The following is a 24,523-nucleotide window of genomic DNA, read 5'->3' on the forward strand; positions in this document are numbered from 1 at the left end:
AGGGTTTGCCGGTCACGCCCCCTTGAGCCCTTGCCGACAGACTGGCAGTGCCAGATGTTGGTACCAGCCTACGGGATCCGCTTCCTCAACGCCAGCGCCGTTGCGAGGCCGGCGCATCGGCCAGGGGCCAACCCACCGCGGCTCGGCGCACCAGCCAAGGGGCTGGCCGGTATCGCTCCCCGAAAGCCTCCCGCAGAAGATTCAGCAGTGCCACCACCCGGGCAGGTCCAACGCGGTCGCCCCAGGCCAACGGGCCGAGGGGATAGCCCGTACCGAGACGCATCGCCTCGTCGATCGCCTCCGGCGCCGCCACCCCGGCCTCGACGGCGAAGGCAGCTTCGTTGACCAGCATCGCCAAGGTGCGAGGGCCCACCAGGCCCGGCAGATCCGGCACGGCGACCACGGTCCGCCCGGTGGCCTGCCAGAGGGCTGCCACCCGGGCTTGAAGCGCTTCGCTGGCGTGAGCCGGAAAAGCCACCTCGACCGCCCCCGGGGAATCCGTCGCAGCCGGCCAGCTCGCGCAGCGCCAGGCGGCTCGCCCAGTGGCCACTTCGATTTCAGTGGCGCTGACGGCCAGGTCGTCACTGGCAATCCAGGCGTCCCCCGGCAGACAGGCGGCCAGGGCAGCCCGCCGCAAGGCCCGCGTAGGCGCATCCGCTTCTCCGAGTTCGAAGGCCCCATCCCAATCCCCGGGCGGCAGCGCCGCCAGGGATTCGCCGAACAGCTGGACCCGGTGTCCGGCCGCCAGCAGCGGACGTGCCCAGGCGTCCAGGTCGACCGAGCGTCCCACGAAGGCCAGATGCAAGGCCCGATCGGGCGCAGCCGGTTCGGTGGGCGTTGGAGCAGCGGGGGACGGGTGTTCATAAAAACCCCGCCCGGTCTTGCGTCCCAGACGCCCGGCCTCCACCAGCTGACGCTGCAGCGGGTGCGGGCGAAAACGTGGCTCCTCGTAGAAGGCCTGCCAGACGGAGGTGGAAACGGCCAAATTCACATCGAGGCCAATCAGATCCATCAGGGCGCACGGTCCCATCTTGAAACCCAACGCGCCGGTCAGAGCCGCATCGACGGACTCGGGTTCAGCGCCATGGTCACCGACCAGACGCAACGCCTCGCCGTAAAACGGGCGCGCCACGCGGTTCACGATGAAGCCAGGGGTGTCGTCACAGGCAATCGGGGTCTTGCCCAGCAGGCGCACCAAGGCCGTGGCGCGTGCCAGCGCCGCTTCTGACGTGGCGTCCCCTCGCACCACCTCCACCAACGTCATCAGGGGCACTGGGTTGAAGAAATGCAGGCCGACGAAGCGCTCCGGCTGGGCAAGTCCCGCGGCGATCGCCGTGACCGACAACGAACTGGTATTGGTCGCGATCAGGGCCTCCGGGGCCAGCTGGCGGCTCAGCTCCGCCAGCAACTGGCGCTTCAATTCCAGGTGTTCCGGGACGGCCTCGATCACGGCCTCCACATTCACCAGCGCCGTCAGATCGGAGGCCAGCGTCAGCGCGGTCTGGGCGGCCTGACAGGCGTCCTCCGAGAGGCGCCCCTTCTCGCACAGCTTGCGCAGGCCTTTGCCTATCTGGTCTTGGGCTCGCGTCAGGGCTGCTGGTTGCGGGTCATACAGGTGAACGGCAAGCCCGGCAGCCAGGGCCACCTGAGCGATGCCCGCTCCCATGGTGCCGGCACCCAAGACACCGAGGGTGGCGATCCCGCAGGACGCGCCACCCTCGAGAAGCTGGGTGTCAGGGCTCGTCCCGGCGCTCACGCCGTCTGGCCCGCTTGCGCCCAGGGCGCTTCCCAGCTGGGCAAGGTCAAGCCCCACTGGGCACAAAGCCCGGAGACTTCGTCGTGGAAGGCCTGACGCACGGCATCATTGTCCCGCAATTTCAGGCGATACTTCTGATACAGGGCATTGCGACGCGAACCGGGGCGTCCAAAGATGTTCATCGTGCGCAGGTACCACTTGTTGAGCGTCGCCTGCAGCTCCGGCTTCGTCTCCGGGTTTTCCGCCAGCTTCTTGACCCAGTAGTTGCCGTGCGCCACGTGGACCATTTCTTCCTTGAAGATCTTCTCGATCTCGCGTGACCAGGGGCCGTAGCTACACTGGCGCACGTCCTCCAGTTGGTGGCCCGCGCCGCGGTCCATGCAGAAGTTGAACATGATGAAGTCGTACCAGGTGTCGATCGGGTAGTAGAAAATGTTGACGCGCTTGTCATCGGCCAGACGCTGGTCGCCGATATTGCTGACGGCGTCGGTCGGCCGGCTGGTGTAGTCGTGCTTGGCGATGTGGGACTCGATGTCCACGCCGAGGCGCTCCAGCAGGTTGTACATGGCCAAGGCATGACGCATCTCATCGCGCACGATGTTCGAGACCGCGAACTTCTCCTCGATGGTGGGCGCCTTCTGGATCCAGGGCACATAGCCGTAGCAGCCGGCAAGCTCCGAGTCAGCCTGCATCATCATCAGGTTGATGAGGTGCGTCTTGTAGTCCTCGGTCATCTCATCGACGGATTCGATCTTCTGGCCCGCCTCGATCTTGGCGAGCATCTGTGCTTCCAGCTCTTCGGTCTTCAGCATGTTCGGATGTCCTCTCGTGAGGAGGCGCCATTGCCTCCGCGGTAGGGCGAAGTCTCGCGACAGGAGACGAGCGGGCTATAACAGCCCGGATCCACCTTGTAAATACAGTGTAATCCGGGCAAGGGTTCGCCGTAAAGGCATTCGGCAGGCGCCCCCTCGATCGAACCAGGCACCCGACGCGGGTCAACGCCCCACGTACTGGGGGGGACGCTTTTCCAGGAAGGCGCTGACACCCTCCCGGTAGTCCACGCTGCGGCCGGCCAGTTCCTGCATCTGGGCCTCGTGGGCCAGGGTCGAGGCCAGGTCGGTGTCCATGGCGCGATTCAAGGCGCGCTTGGCCAGGGCGATCGCCCGCGTCGGCGCGGCGGCCAGGCGCTTGGCGAAGGCGTCGACCAGATCCGCGAAAGCCTCCGGCTCGGCGGTCCGGTTGACCAGGCCCCAACGCTCGGCCTCGGCCGCCTCCAGCTTGTCTCCCAGAAACAGCAACTCGGCCGCGCGCCCCAATCCCACCAGGCGCGGCAGGAAGAAGGAGGCTCCACTGTCGGGCGCCGCCCCGATCTTGACGAAGGCCTGCACCAGGCTGGCCTTGGTGGAGGCCAGGCGCAGATCGCAGGCCAACGCGATCGAGCAGCCGGCTCCCGCGGCCACGCCATTGAGGGCTGCCACCACCGGCTTCTCCATCGTGCGGATGGTCTGGATGATCGGGTTGTAGCGGTCCCGCACGGAGTCTCCAAGGTGCAAGGTGGCGTCGAAATCGGCGACCGAACGGCTGCCCAGATCCTGGCCGGCACAGAAGGCCTTGCCCTCGCCGGTGATCACCACACAGCGCACGCCGGCATCTTTGGCCGCCTGCTTGAGGGCGTCATGGACCTCGGCGGACATCGTGTCGTTGAAGGCGTTAAAGACCTCCGGGCGGGCCAGGGTGAGCGTGGCCACGCCGTCCGCCACGGTATACCGGATCGTGGTGTAGGTTTTGGCGGCCATCTCAGCGTCCTTTCCATTGCGCGGGGCGCTTTTCCACGAAGGCCGCCATCCCCTCTTTCTGATCGACCGAGCCGAATAGCAGGAAGAAAGCCTGGCGTTCGCGTTGCAAGCCCTCGCTGAGGAAGGTTTCCTCGATGCCGTGGATCAGCTGCTTGGCCAACCGCACCGCCACCGCGGGTTTGTCGGCGATCGCCGTGGCCAACGCCAGGGCTTCCTCCAGGTAAAGCTCCACCGGCACGACCCGATTGACCAGGCCGGCAGCCCGGGCCTCCTCGGCCCCGAAGGTCTCACCTGTCAGCACCAGTTCCATCGCACGGCGGGTGCCCAGGGCGCGGGCCAAGCGTTGGGTACCGCCGGCCCCAGGAATCACGCCGATGTTGATCTCCGGCTGGCCGAAGCGGGCCGTCTCGGAGGCCACGATCATGTCGCAGTTCATGGCCAGTTCCAGCCCCCCCCCCAGGCAATGGCCACTGACGGCCGCCACAATCGGCTTGTGGATCGCGCGCACGGCATCCCACAGGGCCAAACCGGAATCGAGCAGCATGTCGATTGGCCCCTGACCTGCCATTTCCTTGATGTCCGCCCCGGCAGCGAAGGCGCGCGCGTCACCCGTGAGGACGACCGCGCCCACCTCGCTGTCGGCGTCAAAGGCCAGCAGGGCGCCTATCAGCTCGCGCATGAGCGGCGTGGACAGCGCATTCAAAGCATCTGGGCGATGCAGCTGGCAGATCCCCACGCGGCCCTCACGGCGCACGCGCAGGTAATGGTATTCCGTCGATGAGTCACCCGTGTGTTCCGCCTCAGCCCGGGTGCGGGCCTTCGCTGCCGGGGCCATATCAGGCGCCCACGACCGCAGGCTCGACTTCCTCGCCAAAATAGCCACTGAAGATCTCGCCGGCAAACTGGCGCGCATCCTTGGCCGTGGCCTTGCCCGCATCGGACATGAGTCCGGCCATCATCGCATCGCGATCAGCGAAGACCATCTCCGCCATCAGGTACAGGTCGCTCTCCCCGCGGGGCGTTCCGGTGAAGCGCGTGACCTTGAGCTTGAGCAGGTTGGGAACCAGATGGCAGAGCGGGGTGTGAATCTGCTCGAAGTGAGCATCGAAGGCAGCCTTGTCGGCCGGCTGCTTGTACAGTGCGATGAACTTCACCATGAGGCAACTCCTTGTCTGGGGCCGCCGGGCCACACGCCGTCGTGGGCCTCCGGGACGGGCCAGGCATTGTAACAGGCCACGGGGTCGAATGGCATGGCGACACAGCGAGCGCCGCGGGGTCTCAGGCGGGAACCGGCACCACCAGCGCACGCCGCACCAGACGTTCGTCCAAGCTATAGCCGGGCTGCCGCACCCGGACCGGCGCTCCGGCCTCGGGCGCTTCACCGGGCGTCTGGTGCAGCACGGGGTTGAAAGGCACGGTGTGGCCCACCGTCCCGATCAGAGCAAAGCCCCAGGTGGCCAGGCCTTCCTGCAAGGGCGTCAGCAGGGCCAGCACCTCCTCCGCGGCGATCGGTTGCCCCCCTTCGAGGGCGTGCCGGAGCACGGGCAATTGCAGCAGCGTCGCTTCGATCCAAGCAAATACCTGCCGCTTCTGGTCATCCAACGCCAGCTGGCCGCCCAGGCTCGCCTGTGCCTCCAGTCTTGCCCGCTCGGTCTGCCAGGTGGCCAGATCCAGAGCGTGGTCTTCCTGAAGATGAACCAGGCGATGCTTGAGGGCCTGGCACTCGCCTTCGACCCGGGGGAGGGCCAGTTGCAAGGCATCTCGTTCGGCCTCAGCACGCGCCCGCGCCAGTTGCATGGCATCTCGTTCGGCCTCGGTCCGGGCCAACAGCAGTTGCAAGCCATCCCGCTCTGCCTCGGTCCGGGCCAACAGCAGTTGCATAGCATCCCGGTCGGCTTCAGTCCGGGCCTGCAGAAGTTGCAGACCATCCCGCTCGGCCTCGAGTTGCGCCTGTCGCGAATGCAGGCCTGCGAGCTCTCGCAGGGTGTCAGCCACCTGATCAGGGGGCGGCGTGGCATCGCCCGTGATCAAGCGACGCCCCGTCTCCACTGGCAGAACGGAGACGCGCTCGAGGGCCTTGGCCAGGCCTTGCCAGGCCTGAACGTGGTCCGAGGCGATCGCCGCAACAGGAGAGAACCATTCGGAGCTCATACCGAGAAACCTTTCATCGCAAGCGGACCACCGGTTGATCATTCATCAACAAACGTTCGGTCAGCATATCAAAAACGCTCAGACGCAGGTGGCGATCCGCATCAACGCGAAACTGCACGCGAATCCGATCCGTTCCCGGCTGGCCAGGGGGCTCCAGGCGGGCGATGGTACGCCCTTCCGGCGAGGCATTCAGCGGCAATATGGTCGTTTCTGGCCGGTTCGCAGGCGCGGCGACGAGGCGTCCGCCTTCGAAAACGACCTCACTCGGCCCATCCTCCGGCGGCGCCATTTCACCGATGATCAACTCGATGGCAGGCTGGCCCGCCCGCGATGCCTGAAGCGTCAGCTCGATACAGTCCGTCATCGGGTAAACCTGCCCGGGGAGCAGCAAGGGCTGATAGGCGTGTTTCCGCGCCTGGGGATCCCAGTAGCGCACCCCATAGCCGTGATAGAGGTGGTCCTGCAATTGCACCCCCTCCAGGGCGGCTGCAGCTCCGTGCGCCACTGCCTCGAAAGGGGCATGCACGTGCACACGATCTCGCGGAAACCGCTGACGCACGCTGCGCGCGACGGCAGGAATCAAGGTGGTACCTCCCACCAGCAAGACCGCCCCGATGTCCGCAGCCATCACCCCGTGCCGCGCCCCCTCTCGCAGGACCGCGTCCAAGGTGGCCTGAAGTCGCACGAAAAAGTCGCGACGCTCGAGCAACTCCTCGAACGTCTCGCGGTGATAATGACGGCGCAAGGTACGGGCGGTTTCCGGATCGAAGAAGACAAAGTCCGCCTCGAGCGCCTGGCTCAACCTGATCTTGAGACGTTCAGCGAGCCCCCGCAGGGTAGGTAAATCGATGAGATGCGCGCCAGGATGAGACCCCTGGCTGGCGAGAAAATCGTCGACCAGCCAGGTGTCGATGTCCTCACCCCCAAGGTCACAGCCCGCCTTGCCCAGCACCGTGGCCTGGCGTGACACCCCAGGCAGGCTCGCGGTCTGCGAAACCGACTGCGGCAAGGGGGTCTCGGCCATGCGCACCAGCGACACATCCAGGGTGCCCCCCCCAAAATCCACCACCAGAATGGGCAAATCCGACTGACGGATGCCATAACCGATCGCAGCCGCCGTGGGCTCGTCGAGCACGTGCACGGAGCAGTCGAGGTCTTCGGCAAGCACACCACGCAACCAGGCCATGTAAGGTTCGAACGCCTGCACGGGTGCCGTGACGACGAGTTGAGACGGGGACTGGCCAACCTGACGGAAGGCCCCCAGCACGGCACGCAGGTAAAGGGCGCCAAGCCGTTGCGGGGTGACGTCTCGACCATCGAGGCTGGGCGTAAAACCCGGCCCGTCACTGACGATACCGCGCTTGAATGCCTGAAAGAAGCGTTGGCGGTCTCCACTCGCCGTGAGACGATCCCGTGCGGCCTGGCCCACGACCACCTGAGCATCGGTCGGCCCCTCGAGGTAGAGCGCCGACGGCACCAGTGGGGGCGCCCCATCCAGCGGCGGCAAGGAGATGGCCGGGAGACGAACGGTATCAGCCTGTCCCGTTGCCGGATTCCAGACCGCCAGAACCGTGTTGCTGGTCCCGAAGTCGATTGCGAGCGTCGGCGTCACGGCAGCACCAGAACGGCATCGCCCACGTCGTTGGCGTCGTAGAAGAGCTCGAAGGGGCTGGTGGCCATATCACCGACCAGCACGTAGCGCACGCTGTTCGGCTTCATCGTCCAGGCGGAGCGAGAGGGGGCTGCCGAGGCCCGGTCCATGCGTACCCCACGCAAACTGCGAGCCCCGTAACGCCCGATCAGCCGGAGGGCCCGATACGCGTGCCGGGCCTCTCCACTGAAGCCGGTCTCGTCCAGGGCGGTGGCCAGCGCCCAGTCCTGCATCATGGCTTCGAAGCGAGTGCCACGGGCTTCCAACACCTTGTTGAGATTGGCAGCCCCGAGCAACGGAGAGTCGACCAGTTCTCTCAAAAATTCCTCACCCAACTGTTCGACCGCATAGGCCGCGAACAGGTAGGCTGCCCCGTAGGCGGACTGCTCCGGGTTCAGATCCCAATCCGTCAGCGAGTAGCTGCCCGGATCTCTCAGGAATGCCATCACGTGAGCCAGTAAAATGCTGGAATCCCCACTGTCGATGCCATATCCGTTGGCCGCCATGGCGTACATCGAAAGCATCTCGTCGAGCCAGACCTCCTCGGTTTCCCCTCGTGAGGTGGGCGTATCGCCGAACAATTTCCGGCTGGCGTTGATCAGATGTTGAAACTCGTGCGCAATGGTCCCCATGTAGTCGGCCCGACGCCCAGCTGCCACCACGAAAGGCGACATATACAGCATCAATCGCTGATTGCTGCGCGCGGTATTGCTGCCTGCTTGAGCCGCAAACAGGTCGCGCGCCGTGAAGTAGCCGATGGTGGTTTCCTGGCCATAATTGCCCACGGCCGGCGAAACCAACAGGGAGACGCGACTCCCTTTCAGGCTGCCCCCGGCCACTGGTGCGCCGAACAGGCGCACCGTGGTGGGATAAATGTCTCGCTCGAAGTCCTCCCCCATCTGAACCCAGGCAGCAGAGCGCCGCACCGAGTCGAGCTCCTGGTCCAGATAGACAACCACGTGCTCTCCCACGAAGACGGCACGCGCCTGAACCTGGCCCTCCAGCGCCCGACCACCGCTCACCTCGCTGATCACCCAGAAGGTCTCACTCTCACCGACACGCGGCCGCGCGACCTCGCGCAGGGCATACTGACGAGTCTGAGCTGGCACGGCCCGCAACCAGCCGCGTTCCCAATCCCGCAACCGTTCCCGAAAGGGCGTGTGGAAAGGCGGCGGCTGGACTGAGGTCGCTTCCGCGGATGAGCGCCAGCGGGAATCCGAGCCGGGCGGCAAGGGGGCCTGCTCCGGCCCTGAGGCCAGGCGATAGCCTGCAGCGCGCTTGGTCAAGCTCAATGCCACTCGGGCGCTTTTGGGGCGTGGATTGGTCAGCACCATCAGGCCACCGAAGCGACTCTTGGGTTGCACCAGCAGAGAGGTCGCCTCTCCCACCCGCCGGATCTGGGCTGGCCCCCCGTCTCGTTGGGTCCGTCCGGAAGCCAGCGCGTCCCCCAATTCCGGACTGAGTGGAACATCGCAACCAGCCAGCCAGGCCGAAAAGATGGCCAGCGCAAGGAGGTTTCGCCAGGCTCGGGGTGAGGCTTGCATCCAGAGTCCCTTCAATCAGGGCACGGGAAGCCCGAGGTATTCCTTGACTTCGTATTCAATGGCCATGCGGATGCGGTCTCGCTGCTCCTTGGTGCGAGCCGCTCGTAAGCGTGGGGCATAGCCGTTGATGATCTGGCGACGGGTCGCCACCAGCTGGGTGAGGCTATCCAGCACATAAGACCACGACAGCCCGACTGCTGCATCCTCCAGCACGACGTCAACTTCCGGGAAAAACTGCAAACCCACGTAGGGTGTCTCGACGACCCGACCGAGCGGGGGTGCGGTCCACTCACCGCGTTCACTGCGGCAAAACAGCAGCACCCACTGGTCGCGGGTGATGGCCGTCGGCATGACGTACCGGCCTCTGCGCCAGCCACTCTTGAGATGCACGGAGAGACGGGGAGTAACCCGAGGCCCGTGGTAGACCTGCCCAACCATCAGCGGGACGCGAAAACTGCCGGTCTGGGGGTCGGGATGGGCTGTCTCCATCGCCTGCCCCAAAAACGCCATGTCGCTCTCGCGAACCTGCTCATTCAACCAGCCGAGAATCGACAGCACCCGTGGCGACGCCCCAGCCGGACCAGCGCCGAGCGTCGCAAGCAGGGCGCCAGCCATACAAGCTGCCAGAAAAGAACGGCCGTTCATCACGCGTTACATACCCTGCAAACCCAGGGCCTCCCCGCCACAAGGGCTGACCCCGCCACAAGGGCGGGGTCAGTTTGTCCACTTGCGTCAGTTGAACATCCGAGCGCGCGTATCACTTGGCCGAGGCCGAGGGCACGGGCGAAGGAGCCGGAGACGCGGCCGCCGTAGGGGAGGCCGCTGGTGCGGCCGATGTCGACGGCGAAACGGAAGCGGGCACAGGAACCGTCCCACTGGCTGCGGCCGAGGCCGCGGGAGAGGGGGACGGTGAGGCCGGAGGCAGAAGGGGGGGCGTCAACGCCAGATTCTTCCACTCGTCGACCTTGTATTTCGGCACCGTGTAGATGGCATCGTCCTTCACCACGTGCGTGTAGACGGCATCGCCTGAGGGCGTCACCGCCCCGAAGGTCAGGCGGTAGGGACTGTCGTCCTGTCCCCAGGTCAACGAAGCAGTCGGCTTATCGAGGCCATACGTGGCCTTCTCCGAAGACTTCACCTCCAGGCGCCGGGAGGCGGTCAGGTCGAGCAGCTTGTCATAGGGGCCCTTGAAGTTGAGCTGGTCTACTTCTCGCCCTGGAAGATTCTCGATCTTCCAGGTGTCTCCCTCTCGCACGAAAACAGACTTTTGAGAGTCAGCCTGGACCACCAGACGCTTCAACTCAGACGCCTGAGACTCAGACAAGCTCCAGATTCGAACATCGCGGCTGTCACTCGGCGCAGGGCCTTTGGACTCGACCAGGTACATGTAAAGTCCCAAGCCGACGGCAACCGCGACGAGACCCAGCGTGAATTTTTGGTTGTCCTTCATGGCTACCTACCTCCGCCGCCACCAGACCAGCGCTGCGGTCAGCAGCAAGGCCAGCGGGAAGCCCAGAACCGTGCCGAAGAAGATGGCGTAATACTGGTTCGGAACCAGGTTGACCTGCTTGTTCGACGCGTCCTTGGGCGGGATCGAAACCAAACTGTCCTCACCCGTCAACCAGTTGAGGGCGTTCATGAACAGGTCCCCGTTGTTGAGCTGACCGAAGGCCGCATTGGCGAAGAAGTAACCGTTACCGGCCACAATCAAACGGCCCTTGGAGCCCATCTCGGACACCATCATCAGCGGCACAGGGCCCTTGGTGTCCTTGCCAGCATCGAAACGCAGCGGTTTGGCCTTCAGATCACTTTCTCCCCAGGCCGCTTCGCTGGTTTCCACCAACGGAGTGATGTTGGTCACACCAGCCGGCTGCGTCTTGGCCTTCTGCAGGGAGCGGCTGCCGGGGAAATAGGCGGCCTGTAGGTTCTGCGTGATCACGTGGTAGGGGAACTTCTGCACGACCGGAATTGCCAGATCACCGAACAGGTTGGCAGCCGGGTCAATCACGAGGTCGTTGCGCAGTTCGATGCCGTAGCGCTTGGTCAACTCGTTCAGGTTGGTATCCGTCTGCGGGTTGGCCGAAACGAAGGCGCGCCCCCCGGTCTTGATGTAGGTATCAAGCGCGTCGATCTCTTTTTGGGAGAGCGGCTTGGTGGGTGCGGCCACGACCACCAGGGCGGCATCAGCGGGCACGCTGGCTTTGGTGAAAAGATAGAGCTGGTCGAGCTTGTAGCTCTGCTTTTCGAGCAAGTCCTTGAGCTGGCTGATGCCATCCTTGTCGAACTTGTCGTAGGCCAGTTCACCGTGGCCCACCGTGAAGTAGATGGTCTTCTGAACGGTCCGGCCGACCTTGATCAGCGCCGAGGTCAGGTCTTGTTCCTGATTGCCGGTAATGGTGGTGGTCTGGCCCGCGCGCGTGATGATCGAGGTGCCCGAGACGGTCACCTTGTTCTGGCGCGCAAGGGTCGGATTCTGGTCCGCATCGATAATTTCCAGCTTCACCTGCTCACTGGCGTAGGCATACTGCTTCCAGAGCGTCTCCAGGTTCTGCGCGTAGGCATCCCCTTTGCGCAGGAACACCTGCACGGTGATCGGCTCCTTCAAATCCTTGACCACCTTCAGGCTCTGCTCCGAGAGGGAATACTGCTTGCTCTCGGTGATGTCGAGCCGGACGTGGTGACGCGTGCCGTAATAGTTGGCCGCGGCCAGAATCCCGATCACGGCCGCAATTTGAACCGCGATCGTGGCCCCGGAAGCCGTGCGCCGGTGCTTCAGGAAGGCACCCACTTCCTTCTCCTTGAGCATCAGCAAGGTCAGCACGTAGACGCCCATCGCGCCCATGCCAGCCGTCCGAAGGTACCCCGGAAGCTGAGGGCCGGCATTGGGAAACCATGCCACCAGCTTGGAAGCCAGCACGGAGGAATAACCGATCAGCAGCGAGCCAGCAAGCAAGAGAATCGCAAGCAAACCAAAGGCAAGGTTGACCTTGTCGATGGTCGAGAGGCGATCCTCAGAGGGAGTTGAATGTTGTTCGGACACGAGGCTTACCTCCAGTGGTACGTTTCAACCGAACGCACCGCCATGAACAGGCAGGCGACGATAAAACTCAAGTAGAAGATCAGGTCGCTGGTATCGAGCACCCCACGCCCCAGATTCTCCTGGTGGTTAATGACGGACAAATACGTCATCACATCGGCAGCGGCGCCCCCGAACATCTGACCGGCGGAGGGCAGGAGCCAGACCACCAGAGAAATCGCGAAGGTGATCATCGCCGCGATGATCATGTTGGCCGTCAGCGAGCTGGCCAAAAGTCCAATCGCCATGAAGCTGGCGCCGAGGAGAAACACCCCCAGGTAACCACTCAGGACCACGGCCCATTCCAGCTTGGTCGTGAAGGCCACGATCACCGGGAAGGCAAAGGTCAGGACGGTCAGGAACAGAAGATAGATCAGAGCCGCCAGGTATTTGCCCAGCACCAGGTCCCGATCGTGAATCGGAGAGGTCATCAGCAGTTCGATCGTCCCCGTCTTCCGTTCCTCGGCGATCAATCGCATCGTGAGAGCCGGAACCACCAGCAGGAACATGACCGCCATGTTGGAGAACAAAGGCTGAAAGTTGGCCTGCTTGGTGTGAAACAGGATCAACGAAAACAGGTAACCCACCACGAGCATGAACATCGCGGCGACCACGAAGGCGAGCGGGGAGGCAAAATAGCTGCGCATCTCCCGTCCCGCGATGGCGAGAATCTTAGACATGGACAACCTCCTTGGATGCCGCCTCGGCAGCCGTTTCCTGAGTCGTCAGCTTGAGGAAGATCTCTTCCAAGCTCAGGCTGACACTCTTCAGCTCGACCAGTCCCCAACCTGAAGACACGATCAGTTTGGCCAGGTCTTCCCGCAGGTCAATGCCGGCGGGCAAGCTCATCTCGGCCTGCACCAGTTCAGGCTGGTTGGCGGGCGTCGTGATGGCGAGATCTCGTAACTGGGTGAACTCACTCAGACGGGCCCTCAAGGCGTTCTCACCCGTCCGCACCAGCATCGACACACGCATGCCGCCCTGCAACTGAGCCTCCAGCTGTTCCGCGCTGCCCTCGGCCACCAACTTACCGCCGCTGATGATCAACACCCGGCTACAGGTCGACTGGACTTCAGGCAGGATGTGGGTGCTGAGAATCACGGTGTGATCTGCCGCCAGTTCCTTGATCAGAGCGCGGATCTGGATGATTTGCTGAGGGTCGAGTCCACTGGTCGGCTCGTCGAGGATCAGCACCGGCGGGTTGTGAATCAGCGCCTGGGCGATGCCGACGCGCTGCTTGTAGCCCTTGGAGAGCTGGCCAATCAGCTGATTGGTGCGGTCCGTGAGGAAGCATTTCTCCAGAACCACGGCGACCCGTTCTTTCCGTTCGGAAGCACTCAGGCCTTTCAGCTGACCAACGAAGTCGAGATAGTCGCGAACGGTCATCTCGGGATAGAGTGGCGGCGTTTCAGGCAAGTAGCCCAGCAGTTGCTTGGCTTCGATCGGCTGCTCGGCCATGTCGAAGTCGCCGATGCGAACCCGGCCCCCGGTGGGGCTGAGAAAGCCCGTCAACATGCGCATCGTGGTTGACTTGCCGGCCCCATTCGGGCCCAGAAAACCCACGATTTCGCCCTTGGCGATCGTGAAGTTCACGTTGTCGACGGCCACACGCGCGCCGTATTGCTTGGTGAGATTTTCTACAACAATCATGGGTGTATCCCCTTCATCACGGGCATCTTACTCCTCTCTGGCCATTGACAGGCGACAAGTGAAAGGTGGAAGCGGGGCCAGACGGCCCCTTCGACCAAGAACCACGGTCGGCTCCCGGGTCGGGCCGGCGTATATTTTACCTTGTCCTGGAAAAATCTTAATAGACGCGTCAAGCCTTGGGGCGATTGAACCCGCGCACGGCCCGTTTACGGGCGTCGCGCAAGCGCCGCACGTCCGCCTCGAAGGCCGTCATCCGGGACAGGACCCGTTCGAAAGCGGCGAGCTGATACACCCGCAACAGGTGGCGCGCCAAGGCCGCGACCTCCGCGTTGCCCGTGGCCATGCTCGTGCCGACCTGAAGTAGACGCACGAGCAAGGGGAAGCGCCGCAGCCCTGGGGCCTGCATCAGCGCGAGCAGACCCCGACGACGGGCATCGTAATCGGCTTCCCGCGCCAGCAAGGCTTGGAGCTCGCGCGCGACCCTCTCCATGGTTTCAAGAGGAACGGCGGCCATCAGCAACTCTCGCCCCATGGCCGCTGCCCGCTTGCCAAGCAGGTCCGGCCGGATGGTTCGACCGTCCTTGAGGAAGTACCCGGCCTTCAAGTACTGTGCCGGCGGCACGTAATCAGGATTGGGAGCCCGCGGCGAAGGAGGTCGCATGACCTGCTGGTCCACGTCAGGCCGGTGAAGGCTGATAGTAGTGGGTCAGGCGGGCGTAGCTGCCGAAAATCGGGTCCATCCGGTCGGCCAGCAGGGTGGATTCAGCCACCCACGTCGACTTGCCCGTCCAAGGGTCATGGATTTGCAGTTCTCGCCCGTAAGTGCCCGACCGAACCGCCATCGCGAGCACGAAGTGACCGGTACCGTCCCCGGCGCTGGGCGGATCCCAGGATACCCGCAGGGGCACGTCGTAGCCTTGCTGAAGGGTGGCGAGGATGCGGGCCAGCGCCTCCTGTTGGTCGCCGATCGGAACCGTCGCATACTGGGCCCCGGTGATGGGCGTGAGATTTTCGTTCAGCATGCGGCTGATGCTGATCCCGAGGCCTCCCCCTTCTCCCCGCAGCACGGCCTTGCCCCCATATTGTTCCAGCCAAGCGCGCTGCTGCGCAGCCAGTGCACTGTTGTTGCCGAGCGGATCGATCTGGCTCACGCTCCAGCTCTTGTTCAACTCCCAGGCATAGCGGGGATCAGCCTCACCGGCGGCAGACTGCAGCACGGTTGGACCGCAGGCATCCTGCCATTGTTGTATGAGGTCCTGTTCATCGCGCATCGTGGCCCGACGAAAAATTTCACCCTCCGAAACACCGCGCATTTCCACGGCAAACTGAACCAGGTTGGCCCACGGTTCGTTGGCGGCGAAGGCCTTGAGAATGAAGATCTGTTCCAGACGCGTCTGTGCCGCGTTGATCAGGCCTTTGAGGCTTTCCAACTGACCGGGCTGCATCATCCCCAGATAGCGCACCAGCTTGTCCACGTGGGGCGCGGCGGCCAGATCGTAACTTCGGCCTTCCTGCAGGATCTGCGTCAACTCCTGACGCAACTGGAAAGCGTCTTGAGCCGAGCCGTAAACGGGCCGCATGGGGCCGAGGCTGCTGCCCCCGCCAACGGGGTCGGGACCACTGCTGCCCGCTCCCGCAGACGCCTGAACGCGGGAGAGCGGAGAGGCTGAAACCGAGGAAAATCCGGTCTGCGAAGCATTCATCTGACGGAAAACTCCGAGCGGCAGTCTAGACAAGAGGTCTATCGGAGGACGACACGACAGTCCTGCTTGCAATGAACTGAGCTTAAACTCAATTTTAAGAAACCCGGGGCATCGGGCCGCTTCCCACGATCGCTACCACATGCTTCATGCCCTGCCGGCCGCCTTGTCCTTCAGGCCAGGGGCTCCTTCCTTCTCGCGGCGGTGCCGAGCGTTGTCCTTGGCCAGGTCTCCGATGCCCCTGAGCATAGCCCGGGAGCTCAAATCAGGGTCAGAACAGGATGTCCCGAATACGCCCCAGTACGGTGTTTCGCACCTCGACAGGCACCTTGGCCGCCAATTCGCCTCGGGAGACGCCAAGGGCCACGGCTGAGACCGTGGTGGTGCCGGGGGCGATCGCCGTGAGCTTGCCCTCCTCCGAAACGGTCACGACCGAGGCATCCCCCGACTCCCAGCGAACGCGGGGGTCATAGCCCCCCGCAAAGGTCGGAACATCGGCTTGAAGCCACACGCTTTGGCCCACATTCATCACCACCCGTTCCGGCCGAATCCGAATGCCTGAAATGGCGCTGGCAGGCGCCGGAGCCAGGACGGCCAGTTCGACGCTGGCCGACACGGCAGGATAGGCGGAGGACTGCGCCCAGATACGCACCGTTCCGGGCCGGATGGCGGTCACCACGCCGGCTTCATCGACGGTGGCGATCTCAAGGTTATCGCTGCGCCAGAGCACGGCAGCGGGTGTTTCGCGCCCTGGAGGTCCCTGCAAGGCCAGGAATCGCAGGCGTCCGCCGGGCTGGACGCGCGGGGTTGGCGGATAGATCGCCAGGGTGGTACCGGTGGAAGGTGTCGGGGGGGCCATGCCGGGTGGTGAAGGACGCATCCCCGCGGGGCCTTGTGGCAGTGATGAGGGAGGCGATTGGCCCGGCGCGAGAATGACCAGGTCGAGTGTCGCTTCCCTGGGAGGCGTTTGGGTACTGGCACTGATACGAACGGTTCCCGCTTGGCGCCCGCGGACCAGACCACGCTCGTCGACCGTCGCCACGCCTGAATCACTTGAGCGCCAATCTGGTCTCACCGCGACCTGGCCATCCGACTCGTCCGTGCCCACAACCGCCAGTTGAAGGTCCTCTCCGACCGCCAAGCTTTGCTGCGGCGCCTGAATACTCAAATTGAAGAGGGATGCCTCGGCTGAATTTTCCAGCTGAGGCGCGACCGGAAGGGTCGCGTTGCCCCGACAGCTGGCCAGCAGGGCAATGGCCAGCACCAGAATTTGAAGAGGGCTCCCAGATTTCCGAGGGGACAGCACGTCCAGTGACCTCCTCCCGCATTATACCGCCGGGGGTGGCGGGCTTGACGGCTGAGGAATTCAGGAGCCAGGTGCCTGCTGCCAGCGGGCCAGCCAATCGCGTAAACGCTTGGGCAGCAGATCCCACCAGGCCGAGGCGATCGCCGGGGACGGCGACAGGTCCTGCGGCAACGGGCGGTGCAGCACACGACAGTGCATTTCGAGCGGCAGCGTCTCCCAGTAATCGGCAAATTGCTGGACATAGCTCATCTTGGAGCGCTGGCCGTGCTCATGCACGCCATACGCTCGCATCTCCTCAACGGCCTGTTCGACGGACCATTCATCACGCGCGATGCGCAGGCAAGCAGCCATCGCGCCGGTCCGGTCCACGCCGTGATAGCAGTGAAAAAACACCACCCCGTGGGCGGGATCGGTCACCGCCTCCAGAAAGCGCAGGGTCACCTCGTGGGTGGGCGCGTCCAAGGGCGGCAAGGGCAGATAGATGTACCGGAGGCCCAGTCGGGCCACCCAAGGCCGCTCACGATCGCTTTCAGGGCGCAGGTTGATGACCGTCTGAATGCCCTGAAGTTTGAGGGCCTCAAAGGCCTCCGGGCTGGGCTGGGCCCCTCGGAAGACGCCCTCGCCGACGGCACCGAAACGCTTGACCTCGCGTCCGCGCAAGAAGGGGCGCGTGGCCAGTTCGTAGGCCCGATAGCCCAGCTCTTTCAGCCAGGGCACGCGGTGCCCGATCCGGATCAGGCTCGTGGCCCCCCGATGCATCCACTCATTGCGATGGTCTGCGACCAAACGTCGCAGGGAATGGTCGCGACGCGCCGCATCGAACGCATCCCCTCCGTCGTCCTCGTCAGCATTCGGCGGTGAGGCCGTCATCGTCGATACTCCAACAGGGGCCACCAGGGGCCGCAGTTCAGCGCATTCCGTGGAACGAGGCCATGCCGGAGAATGCGGTCTCGTACTTGTTCTGGGCATTCCACATCATGTAGCCGACGGCCTTGGTGTCGCGGCCCGCGCGCATTTGCTCACTGATGTAACGCGGCGTGAAAGAAGTGACCTTGTAGGGCATGGCCTGCATCCACGGACGAACCACCACACCCGTCCCCGCCACCTTTTTGTTCATCAGCGTCAGGCCCTTGTGCATGAACAAATAGGGCTGGTCGGCTGGGTTGCTGACGCCTGCAAAGCCGCGGCTGAAATGGGAAGGATAGAGCATCGGGCACATCACATCCGTGTGAAGCGCCATGTCCTCAAGCAACTGGCCGGTGATGCGAACATCGATCGGTTGCGCCCAGGCCATGATGCCGTACACGTCTACCGACACCAGAGCACCAGAGGGTTTCAGGGCCTCGCGAGCCCGCTTCAGGAACGCGGTGATAATTTCGTGTTTCTTGACCTTGCTTTCGTCAAACCCGTAGCGCGCGTTCTGGGTGTCCCCCATGGCGGGGAAGCGGATGTAATCGAACTGGACCTCGTCCACCCCGGCCGCCACCATCTCCCTGGCAATGTCGATGTTGTAATCCTGAGCCGCCGTCAAACTCGGGTCTAGCCAGCTTTGCCGCCCCAACTCCTTCCACACCCCACCGCCCGCGCGCTTGGCCGCCAGATCGGGCCGCTTCTTGGCCAGAATCGGGTCGTGGAAGCACACCACGCGCCCAGCCACGTGAATCCCCAGCTTGTGGGCCTCCGCCACCTTGGCCTTGAGGTCGCGGATGGGCCCTTCTTTGGAAGCACCAATCGCCTTGGCAAGGGGCACCTGGCTCTGCCAGGAGACGATGCCGCCCTCATCCTTGCCATCGAAGACAATCGTGTTGCCCCCTGCAGCCTTGAGGGCCTTCAGCATCGGCACGTAGCGCGGCAACACCATGCTGGTGGCCGTGATGTAGATCCCGCGGGCCTCGAAATTTTTGGCACGTGGTGCCACAGCCCCAGCCGAGGGCTCCGATGAGGCGGGCGACGCGGAGGCCGTCCGTGGCGCCGTGGTGGCAGGGGCCGTGGTGGCAGCGTTGGCCCCACTGGCCTCCCCATCGGACGCCTTCGGAGCACACCCAACAAGTAAACTGGCCACCACCAGCAGGGAGAACGAGCGCAACACGTGGAGCCTCTTTCTAAGTGAATTGAGCTACGGGGTATATGCCCCGGTCCGTCAGGGACGACACCGGGGCGGAGGCGAGGCCGGGGGCCAGGACTAGGCGCCCCGACGGGCAAACGCCAGCATGAACTCAGCCAGCGCTGCCACGCCTTCTTCCGGCATGGCGTTGTAGATGGAGGCCCGACAACCGCCCACCGAGCGGTGCCCAGCCAAGCCAACCAGACCAACTGCCTCGGCTCCTTGAAGGAAGGCCTTCTCGATGGCTTCATCCGGCAATCGGAAGGTGACGTTCATGGTCGAGCGAGCCTCGGGCCGTGCATGCCCGGCATAGAGGTCTGAATGACGGTCTATGACCTCATAGAGGCGTTCAGCCTTGCGCCCATTGCGCGCCGCGATGCTGCTCACCCCGCCTTGGTCCTGAAGCCAGGACAGCACATTGCGGAGCATGTAAACGGCCAGGGTCGGCGGCGTGTTGTACATGGAGTCGGCCTGCGCATGCGTGCGATAGTCGAGCATGGTGGGGAGTCCCTTGGGAATCCGCTCATACAGGCGCTTGTCGACGACCACCAAGGTGACCCCGGACGGCCCCAGATTTTTCTGGGCCCCGGCATAAATCAGACCAAAGCGCCTGACGTCGAGAGGTCTGCTCATGATGTCGCTCGACATATCGGCGACCAGCGGAACGTCTCCCGTGTCCGGGAAGGCTTGCCACTGGGTTCCCTGGACCGTTTCGTTGGAGGTGATGTGCACGTAAGCGCATGACGGTTCGATCGCCGGCAGGGCCGGAATGTGGTCGAAACGCGTGGCTTCGCTGGAGGCCACCACCGTTGCGCCTGCGAGCTGCTTGCCTTCCTTGGCGGCCTTGGAGGCCCACTCTCCGGTGTTGACATAGGCCGCAGGGCCGCCAGCCGCCGCCAGATTCATCGGGACCATGGAGAACTGCAGGCTGGCCCCCCCCTGCAACAGCAGGACATCGTGCGAGTCAGGCACGCCGAGCAACGAGCGCACCAACGTTTGAACCTCCGCGTGAAGGGCCATGTAGGGTTTGGCGCGGTGGGATATCTCCATGACCGACATTCCGGTCCCGGCAAAGTTCAACAGCTCCCCCTGGGCCCGTTCCAGCGCCGGACGCGGCAGGGCGGCAGGGCCGGCATAAAAATTCCAGACGGTGGCTTGCGCGGCAGGCATAGGTTTCCTTTCAGGAGAGGGGCCGCGGAATTATACCCGGTTCCCTCGACGCGTGCTTGGCGAGCAAATGGCGGCTCATCAGCGGTGGCTGGCGCGCACCCTGGGCTGGCCCTCGCTCAGGGAAGCCGCACCCAATCGACCAGCATCAAGGTGTTGAAGGTCCGCGGGTCGCCCCAACCAAATTCCGGATTGGTGACGTAAGCCAGTTCCTGGGGACGCTCGTCCGCATCCGTCAGCACCACCGTCAAGCCCATACGGGCCACCAGTTGCAGTCTGTACCGACGCGCCGCCAGTTCCTGGCGTGGATCGGTCGTCGGCAAGGGGGGCACCGCTCGCAGGTCAGGCAGCACGCCACCGACGGCGCTCCAGGGAATCCTGGCCTCCATCTGATATCCGCGTCGGGCGCCATCGAACGGGTCCATCAGCGGAGCCGTCGCCACCGTGATGCCCTGGCGGCCGGCTCGCGGCACCCACACCCAGGCTTCGCCTGCCGCAACCGGAAATCCCTCGAGCAGGCGTGGTGCCAGACCGACCTGCCAGTCGTCCCGATTGCGCGTCCCCTGAGCAAAATCGCCATCCAGGTCGCGATCGATCCACAACGCGACGTGGTCACCTTCATAGAGTCGCTTGCCTGCCTGAGCCTGGCGGAATCGGTCATCCAGCACATCCGCGCGCAGGTACAGCGCGTCCACATCCCACATCAAGCGGCAGGCACCACTGAAGTCGTGGGTTCCGCGCCGCGGACGCCGCTGGTAGCGCAGAAGCGACAGGTCTTCGAGCCAGATCAAGCCGACCTGGTTGACCTCGACGCGATCCCAATCATCGAACTGGCCATCGATTCGGGGAGCCTGTGGGGTGCGCACGGCCAGCAAGGGGGGAGCCCCCCGAAGCCGCAAGGCAGCGGCCGAACCGCCGTGAAGCTGCAGACTCGCCAGTTGGAACTGACTGCCCAATCGACGATGCAGATAGCGCCCCGGGGCCTCGGCCAGAAAATGGATGCCGCGATCGCCGCTCGCCAATTGCCGCACGTACCAGGTCGGCGTCGTCGCAATCTCCCGGAGGCCATCTCCATCCGGGTCGATCACCTCCACGCCGGTGTCCTGGGTCATTTCAAACGTGCGATCGGGGCGCAGGCGACTGTGGGTTTCTTCTTCCCAGAACAGTTCCCAACCGGCGCGACTGCGCCCGAAGGCCCGGGTAACTCCCCGCCCCATTCGCCCCCCCAGCGCGGACTCCAGTTGCTGATGGACCAGAAAGCCGGCCTCTGCGTCGCTCCAAGCCACCGCGTCAACCCGCTGCAGGACCTCGAGGGTGCCCTCATAGGCCGAACTGCCGCTCCGTTCCCAACCGCCCGTTCCAGCAGCGAGATAGAGCAAGCTGCCAGGCTCATTTCGCTGCGGCGGTACCACGACCGCAAAACCAGGTTGCGTCACACGCCCGCCCCCTGACGTGACGGGACCTGACCAGTGATAGGCGACCCCCCACAGCGCCCGCCCCGTCTGCAAATCCAGGATGGCAGCCACTGCATCCAGGCTTCCCTCGGTTGCCCGAACACTGCCGGCCCGTGTTTCGATCAGGGGCAGCAGGGACGGATAGCCAGGAGCCAACAAGGCCATCAAGCCTTCGCGCTGGAAAGACTCAAGCCGAGGCGGCGCCAACGCTTGGGTCTCCCGCGTCTGGCCTGGCGCGCGCCACCAGAGCAGCGCCGCCATGGCGAACAAGGCCAGCAACAGGGCGATGGTCCAGGCGAAAGTACGGAAGCGCTTGGTCTCGGTGCGCTGGTCAGGGGGGTGTGCCATGGTGTCGAAAAAACCCGCTGCACGGGTCTCGGGGAAACTCAAAGAATCACATTGACCGAGGGGTGGCAAGGCCGCTCGACGAGAACCGGTCGAGCCAGCCCGCCACCCAGAGCGGCAAGATTTTCCTGCGCCATCCACGTGGCCAGGGTGCCTGCAAACGATCCGCCCGCGCCCAAACGGTCCGGGCAGACGGCAACATCAAGGGTCCCTGGGAGCGAAGCCAACCGAAATAATCGGCCTGCATCCGACATCCATACACCGATGGGGTCCCACCCAGCCGGTCTTGCAGCGCAAAAAAACCATACATCCGACACACCAGAGGACGGACCGCATAAATCGAGCAGCGCCCCGCCTCCAGAAAGGGGCAGCGATAACCCTGGCGCCTGAAGTAGGCGTCCACAAGAGGTTCAAACACGCCGAGCCAACGCAGCCAGCGATAACCCCTGAGACGAGGACGATGTTCCACGTCGAAGCGATGCACGAAGGCCGCCATCTGAACAGGCGACCAGTGACGCTCGACGTGGCTGCGAACCAGCTCCCATTCTGACGGTCCGATCTCGAAAAAAGCCGTGGCAGAGTCGCAACAGCCACTACAGCCGGCCCGGCAGACGACACCCGGGTAGGCGTCCCGCAGGCGCTCCACCAGATCGTCCACCAGGCCATAGAGGCTGTCAGGCGCCTCCGCCGGGCCGACCCGCTGCACCTCTCGCAGGGACTCGCGAAAACCGTCGAGCCAGAACGACACGCTGCCGATTGACGGCGTGGCCGCTAGCGGGGCGTCTCCACTGGCTTGCTGCAATGCCTCCTCGAAGGTGAAGGCCGCGCTCGGCAGAGGTTCACTTGGGCGCACGAACGACCCGGCAGCCACTGCTTCCTCGAGGCCCTCAGGCGCGGGCGGCGTGTCATCCACTTGGCTTCCCAGCCTCCTCATGCCATGATTGAGGTTTTGACGCCGCCTGGTTCCAGGCGACTGAGAACCGCACGGGCCACGAGCCTGTCGCCGGTTCGGTCTTGGAAAGGCCGGTGGTACGCCGGCCCTCGTAGGTTGTAACACATCATGGATGAACACGGCTCCCCCCGCTGGCAGTGGTCTCTGCGTCGCATCGAGGCCCCACAGGCCTGGCAGATCACGCGCGCTCACCGAGACGTGGTGGTGGCGGTCGTCGACTCGGGCGTCGATTCGGAGCATCCGGAACTGGCGGGCAGGGTACTTCGCGGCTTCAACGTGTTGCAGCCAAGGCGGCCCTCTCAGGATGACATTGGTCATGGGACGGCCGTGGCGGGTCTGATCGCCGCCCGGGGCAACAATGGCCGAGGTTTCTGCGGCGTGGCGCCCGATTGTCGCATTCTGCCGGTCAAGGTCAATGAACCCGGAACCGGGGCCGTCTCGGCGCAGCACATTGCTCAAGGCATTCGCTGGGCAGTGCGGGAGGGCGCAACGGTCATCAATGCCAGCGTGGGCGTGGTGCAATGGGAACACGGCCTGACGGAAGACGCGTTAGAAGACCTCGCCGACGCCATTCGATTCGCCCTGAAACATCGCGTGCCCGTCATTTGCGCCGCTGGCCCCGCCCTGAGTCCCCCGCCTTTTCCCGGCACTTGGAGCGTTCTGTGGGACTTCAGGGGGCTGATTTCGGCAGGTGGCACGGACCGCCACGACCGGCGCGCCGCGTGCTCCCCGACCGGAAATTTTCTCTCAGTCACGGCCCCGTCCGACGGCGTGCTCACCACCTTCCCACGCGCACAGGGACGGCTTTATGGCACTTTTGGAGGCACGTCTGCCGCCGCACCTCACGTCACGGGCCTTGCAGCGCTGGTGCTGTCCCTTCGTCCGGAACTGAAACCGCACGAGGTCAAACGGATCATCCAGGAATCTGCTGATCGCCTGGGCGGCGGCGATTATCACCCGGAATACGGATTTGGCCGGATCAACCTGAATCGCACGCTCAAAGCAGTTCAGGCCCTGCGGGCGCCCGAGCATTTTGACGGAATTGCGGAAGGGGCCTGACGCTCACAGGCCCCCGAGCAGTCGGATGCGCTGGGCGGCGCGCAGCGAGGCATCGGTCAGCAGAACGGTGGCGGGCGACAACGAAGCCCGCGCGCTCGCTCCGGTCAGCGCATCCAGGTACGGGTCGAGCCCGTGAAGATGGGCAACCTCTCGTTTGTAACGGTCAGGCCCCACACTCCCAAGCGCGAAGGCCAGAGCCGCCAGCTGCTGATGCTGCGCATCGTCCACTCCCAGCGTCTGGCGCAAGAGGGCCACGACGGGTGCGCCTGAGGGTGTTCCGGCGTGACGCCGAGCAGCCTCCGCCATCAGGCGCAGTTTCTGGCTGGCCGCCGGCAAAAGAACGGCATCCAGCGCCAGATCGACGTGGGCTCTGCCCAACCGATTCTCCGGCAATCCAACCGCCTCGGCCAGCCGACCGAGCCGACCTTCCCGTGACACCCAAGCGTCCGATTCAGCATCAGACTCCAGGTGACTCAACCAACCGCAGACAAAGGCCCGAGCGGCCGGCCCGCCCTGGCGGGCTTGTGCCAGCATGGCGTCCCGCACGGCCAGGGAATCAAGCTTGCGCTCCGCCATCGTGGAAGGCCCGGATAGCCGCAGCAATTCGCCGGCCAGCGCTCCCCACAGCATGGCATCACGATGGGGCGCCAGCCAAGGATGGCGAGGGACCAGCTGATGGAAGGCCCTTTCTGCCACGATGACCTGCCCCAGCAAACCCATGGCTTCAGCCGGCTCTGCCCGTAAGAAGGGCAAGGCGGCACCCATCAGGATGCCGCCCACCGCGCAGAGAAGACCGCGCAGCTTCAACACTC

The 24,523-nt window shown here is 64.3% G+C and carries 23 protein-coding genes; 1 reads left to right on the forward strand and 22 read right to left on the reverse strand.

Features of this window, described 5'->3' with window-relative positions:
* Positions 1 to 85: 85 nt before the first annotated feature.
* The 21 genes from VKP62_08290 to VKP62_08390 form a co-directional block, all read right to left on the reverse strand.
* Entirely contained in the window at positions 86 to 1,756 is a 1,671-nt protein-coding gene (locus tag VKP62_08290) for a 3-hydroxyacyl-CoA dehydrogenase (protein ID MEB3197188.1), read from the reverse strand.
* Positions 1,753 to 2,568, reverse strand: coding sequence for a Phenylacetic acid catabolic protein (locus tag VKP62_08295; GenBank protein ID MEB3197189.1), 816 nt, complete (start codon positions 2,566 to 2,568; stop codon positions 1,753 to 1,755). The genes VKP62_08290 and VKP62_08295 overlap by 4 nt, the downstream gene beginning before the upstream one ends.
* Positions 2,569 to 2,751: 183 nt before the next feature.
* Positions 2,752 to 3,552: an enoyl-CoA hydratase-related protein gene (locus tag VKP62_08300; GenBank protein MEB3197190.1), complete on the reverse strand. Its 801-nt coding sequence runs from the start codon at positions 3,550 to 3,552 to the stop codon at positions 2,752 to 2,754.
* A 1-nt stretch (position 3,553) separates the two neighbouring features.
* Positions 3,554 to 4,387: an enoyl-CoA hydratase-related protein gene (locus VKP62_08305; GenBank protein ID MEB3197191.1), complete on the reverse strand. Its 834-nt coding sequence runs from the start codon at positions 4,385 to 4,387 to the stop codon at positions 3,554 to 3,556.
* A gap of 1 nt (position 4,388) precedes the next feature.
* Positions 4,389 to 4,709: an EthD family reductase gene (locus VKP62_08310; GenBank protein MEB3197192.1), complete on the reverse strand. Its 321-nt coding sequence runs from the start codon at positions 4,707 to 4,709 to the stop codon at positions 4,389 to 4,391.
* A gap of 121 nt (positions 4,710 to 4,830) precedes the next feature.
* Complete coding sequence (locus VKP62_08315) at positions 4,831 to 5,703, reverse strand: hypothetical protein (protein ID MEB3197193.1); 873 nt, start codon at positions 5,701 to 5,703, stop codon at positions 4,831 to 4,833.
* Positions 5,704 to 5,716: 13 nt separating this feature from the next.
* Positions 5,717 to 7,315, reverse strand: coding sequence for an Hsp70 family protein (locus tag VKP62_08320; protein MEB3197194.1), 1,599 nt, complete (start codon positions 7,313 to 7,315; stop codon positions 5,717 to 5,719).
* A complete protein-coding gene (locus tag VKP62_08325) occupies positions 7,312 to 8,898 on the reverse strand; it encodes a hypothetical protein (protein MEB3197195.1) in 1,587 nt (528 codons plus the stop codon). The genes VKP62_08320 and VKP62_08325 overlap by 4 nt, the downstream gene beginning before the upstream one ends.
* A gap of 15 nt (positions 8,899 to 8,913) precedes the next feature.
* Positions 8,914 to 9,543 carry a hypothetical protein gene (locus VKP62_08330; protein MEB3197196.1) on the reverse strand — a complete coding sequence of 210 codons (630 nt, stop codon included), beginning with the start codon at positions 9,541 to 9,543 and terminating at the stop codon, positions 8,914 to 8,916.
* A 112-nt stretch (positions 9,544 to 9,655) separates the two neighbouring features.
* A complete protein-coding gene (locus VKP62_08335; protein MEB3197197.1) occupies positions 9,656 to 10,348 on the reverse strand; it encodes a DUF4340 domain-containing protein in 693 nt (230 codons plus the stop codon).
* 6 nt (positions 10,349 to 10,354) lie between these two features.
* On the reverse strand, positions 10,355 to 11,938 hold the full coding sequence (locus VKP62_08340) for a GldG family protein (GenBank protein MEB3197198.1): 1,584 nt from the start codon (positions 11,936 to 11,938) through the stop codon (positions 10,355 to 10,357).
* Positions 11,939 to 11,943: 5 nt separating this feature from the next.
* Positions 11,944 to 12,654 (reverse strand): ABC transporter permease subunit, encoded by a 711-nt coding sequence (locus VKP62_08345; GenBank protein ID MEB3197199.1) that lies wholly within the window; start codon positions 12,652 to 12,654, stop codon positions 11,944 to 11,946.
* Positions 12,647 to 13,624, reverse strand: a complete 978-nt coding sequence (locus VKP62_08350; GenBank protein MEB3197200.1) for an ABC transporter ATP-binding protein — start codon at positions 13,622 to 13,624, stop codon at positions 12,647 to 12,649. The genes VKP62_08345 and VKP62_08350 overlap by 8 nt, the downstream gene beginning before the upstream one ends.
* Positions 13,625 to 13,793: 169 nt before the next feature.
* The gene (locus tag VKP62_08355) at positions 13,794 to 14,285 is read right to left on the reverse strand and encodes a hypothetical protein (protein MEB3197201.1); all 492 of its coding nucleotides are present in this window, start codon (positions 14,283 to 14,285) and stop codon (positions 13,794 to 13,796) included.
* A gap of 16 nt (positions 14,286 to 14,301) precedes the next feature.
* Positions 14,302 to 15,327 carry a hypothetical protein gene (locus tag VKP62_08360; GenBank protein ID MEB3197202.1) on the reverse strand — a complete coding sequence of 342 codons (1,026 nt, stop codon included), beginning with the start codon at positions 15,325 to 15,327 and terminating at the stop codon, positions 14,302 to 14,304.
* 268 nt (positions 15,328 to 15,595) lie between these two features.
* Positions 15,596 to 16,630, reverse strand: a complete 1,035-nt coding sequence (locus VKP62_08365; GenBank protein MEB3197203.1) for an Ig-like domain-containing protein — start codon at positions 16,628 to 16,630, stop codon at positions 15,596 to 15,598.
* Positions 16,631 to 16,690: 60 nt separating this feature from the next.
* A complete protein-coding gene (locus tag VKP62_08370) occupies positions 16,691 to 17,500 on the reverse strand; it encodes a hypothetical protein (protein ID MEB3197204.1) in 810 nt (269 codons plus the stop codon).
* Positions 17,501 to 17,537: 37 nt separating this feature from the next.
* A complete protein-coding gene (locus tag VKP62_08375; protein ID MEB3197205.1) occupies positions 17,538 to 18,719 on the reverse strand; it encodes a putative glycoside hydrolase in 1,182 nt (393 codons plus the stop codon).
* Between the two features lie 93 nt (positions 18,720 to 18,812).
* Positions 18,813 to 19,904, reverse strand: a complete 1,092-nt coding sequence (serC, locus tag VKP62_08380) for a 3-phosphoserine/phosphohydroxythreonine transaminase (protein ID MEB3197206.1) — start codon at positions 19,902 to 19,904, stop codon at positions 18,813 to 18,815.
* Between the two features lie 116 nt (positions 19,905 to 20,020).
* Positions 20,021 to 21,703 (reverse strand): sugar-binding protein, encoded by a 1,683-nt coding sequence (locus tag VKP62_08385; protein MEB3197207.1) that lies wholly within the window; start codon positions 21,701 to 21,703, stop codon positions 20,021 to 20,023.
* 46 nt (positions 21,704 to 21,749) lie between these two features.
* On the reverse strand, positions 21,750 to 22,613 hold the full coding sequence (locus VKP62_08390) for a YkgJ family cysteine cluster protein (protein ID MEB3197208.1): 864 nt from the start codon (positions 22,611 to 22,613) through the stop codon (positions 21,750 to 21,752).
* 147 nt (positions 22,614 to 22,760) lie between these two features.
* On the opposite strand from VKP62_08390, the gene VKP62_08395 reads away from it, so the two are divergent.
* The gene (locus VKP62_08395; protein MEB3197209.1) at positions 22,761 to 23,711 is read left to right on the forward strand and encodes a S8 family serine peptidase; all 951 of its coding nucleotides are present in this window, start codon (positions 22,761 to 22,763) and stop codon (positions 23,709 to 23,711) included.
* Between the two features lie 3 nt (positions 23,712 to 23,714).
* On the opposite strand, the gene VKP62_08400 is transcribed toward VKP62_08395, so the two are convergent.
* Positions 23,715 to 24,521 carry a hypothetical protein gene (locus VKP62_08400; GenBank protein ID MEB3197210.1) on the reverse strand — a complete coding sequence of 269 codons (807 nt, stop codon included), beginning with the start codon at positions 24,519 to 24,521 and terminating at the stop codon, positions 23,715 to 23,717.
* Positions 24,522 to 24,523: the final 2 nt, after the last annotated feature.

The organism is Candidatus Sericytochromatia bacterium (assembly GCA_035285325.1).
Taxonomy (GTDB): domain Bacteria; phylum Cyanobacteriota; class Sericytochromatia; order S15B-MN24; family JAQBPE01; genus JAYKJB01.

What these genes read in the sequence shown, in the direction of transcription:
- VKP62_08310 (MEB3197192.1), bottom strand. Translation starts at nt 4,709, where the DNA reads ATGGTGAAGTTCATCGCACTGTACAAGCAGCCGGCCGACAAGGCTGCC.
- VKP62_08385 (MEB3197207.1), bottom strand. Translation starts at nt 21,703, where the DNA reads ATGGCACACCCCCCTGACCAGCGCACCGAGACCAAGCGCTTCCGTACT.
- VKP62_08300 (MEB3197190.1), bottom strand. Translation starts at nt 3,552, where the DNA reads ATGGCCGCCAAAACCTACACCACGATCCGGTATACCGTGGCGGACGGC.
- VKP62_08335 (MEB3197197.1), bottom strand. Translation starts at nt 10,348, where the DNA reads ATGAAGGACAACCAAAAATTCACGCTGGGTCTCGTCGCGGTTGCCGTC.
- VKP62_08305 (MEB3197191.1), bottom strand. Translation starts at nt 4,387, where the DNA reads ATGGCCCCGGCAGCGAAGGCCCGCACCCGGGCTGAGGCGGAACACACG.
- serC (MEB3197206.1), bottom strand. Translation starts at nt 19,904, where the DNA reads ATGCCTGCCGCGCAAGCCACCGTCTGGAATTTTTATGCCGGCCCTGCC.
- VKP62_08325 (MEB3197195.1), bottom strand. Translation starts at nt 8,898, where the DNA reads ATGCAAGCCTCACCCCGAGCCTGGCGAAACCTCCTTGCGCTGGCCATC.
- VKP62_08295 (MEB3197189.1), bottom strand. Translation starts at nt 2,568, where the DNA reads ATGCTGAAGACCGAAGAGCTGGAAGCACAGATGCTCGCCAAGATCGAG.
- VKP62_08355 (MEB3197201.1), bottom strand. Translation starts at nt 14,285, where the DNA reads ATGCGACCTCCTTCGCCGCGGGCTCCCAATCCTGATTACGTGCCGCCG.
- VKP62_08345 (MEB3197199.1), bottom strand. Translation starts at nt 12,654, where the DNA reads ATGTCTAAGATTCTCGCCATCGCGGGACGGGAGATGCGCAGCTATTTT.
- VKP62_08370 (MEB3197204.1), bottom strand. Translation starts at nt 17,500, where the DNA reads ATGACGGCCTCACCGCCGAATGCTGACGAGGACGACGGAGGGGATGCG.
- VKP62_08395 (MEB3197209.1), top strand. Translation starts at nt 22,761, where the DNA reads ATGGATGAACACGGCTCCCCCCGCTGGCAGTGGTCTCTGCGTCGCATC.
- VKP62_08330 (MEB3197196.1), bottom strand. Translation starts at nt 9,543, where the DNA reads ATGAACGGCCGTTCTTTTCTGGCAGCTTGTATGGCTGGCGCCCTGCTT.
- VKP62_08315 (MEB3197193.1), bottom strand. Translation starts at nt 5,703, where the DNA reads ATGAGCTCCGAATGGTTCTCTCCTGTTGCGGCGATCGCCTCGGACCAC.
- VKP62_08360 (MEB3197202.1), bottom strand. Translation starts at nt 15,327, where the DNA reads ATGAATGCTTCGCAGACCGGATTTTCCTCGGTTTCAGCCTCTCCGCTC.
- VKP62_08350 (MEB3197200.1), bottom strand. Translation starts at nt 13,624, where the DNA reads ATGATTGTTGTAGAAAATCTCACCAAGCAATACGGCGCGCGTGTGGCC.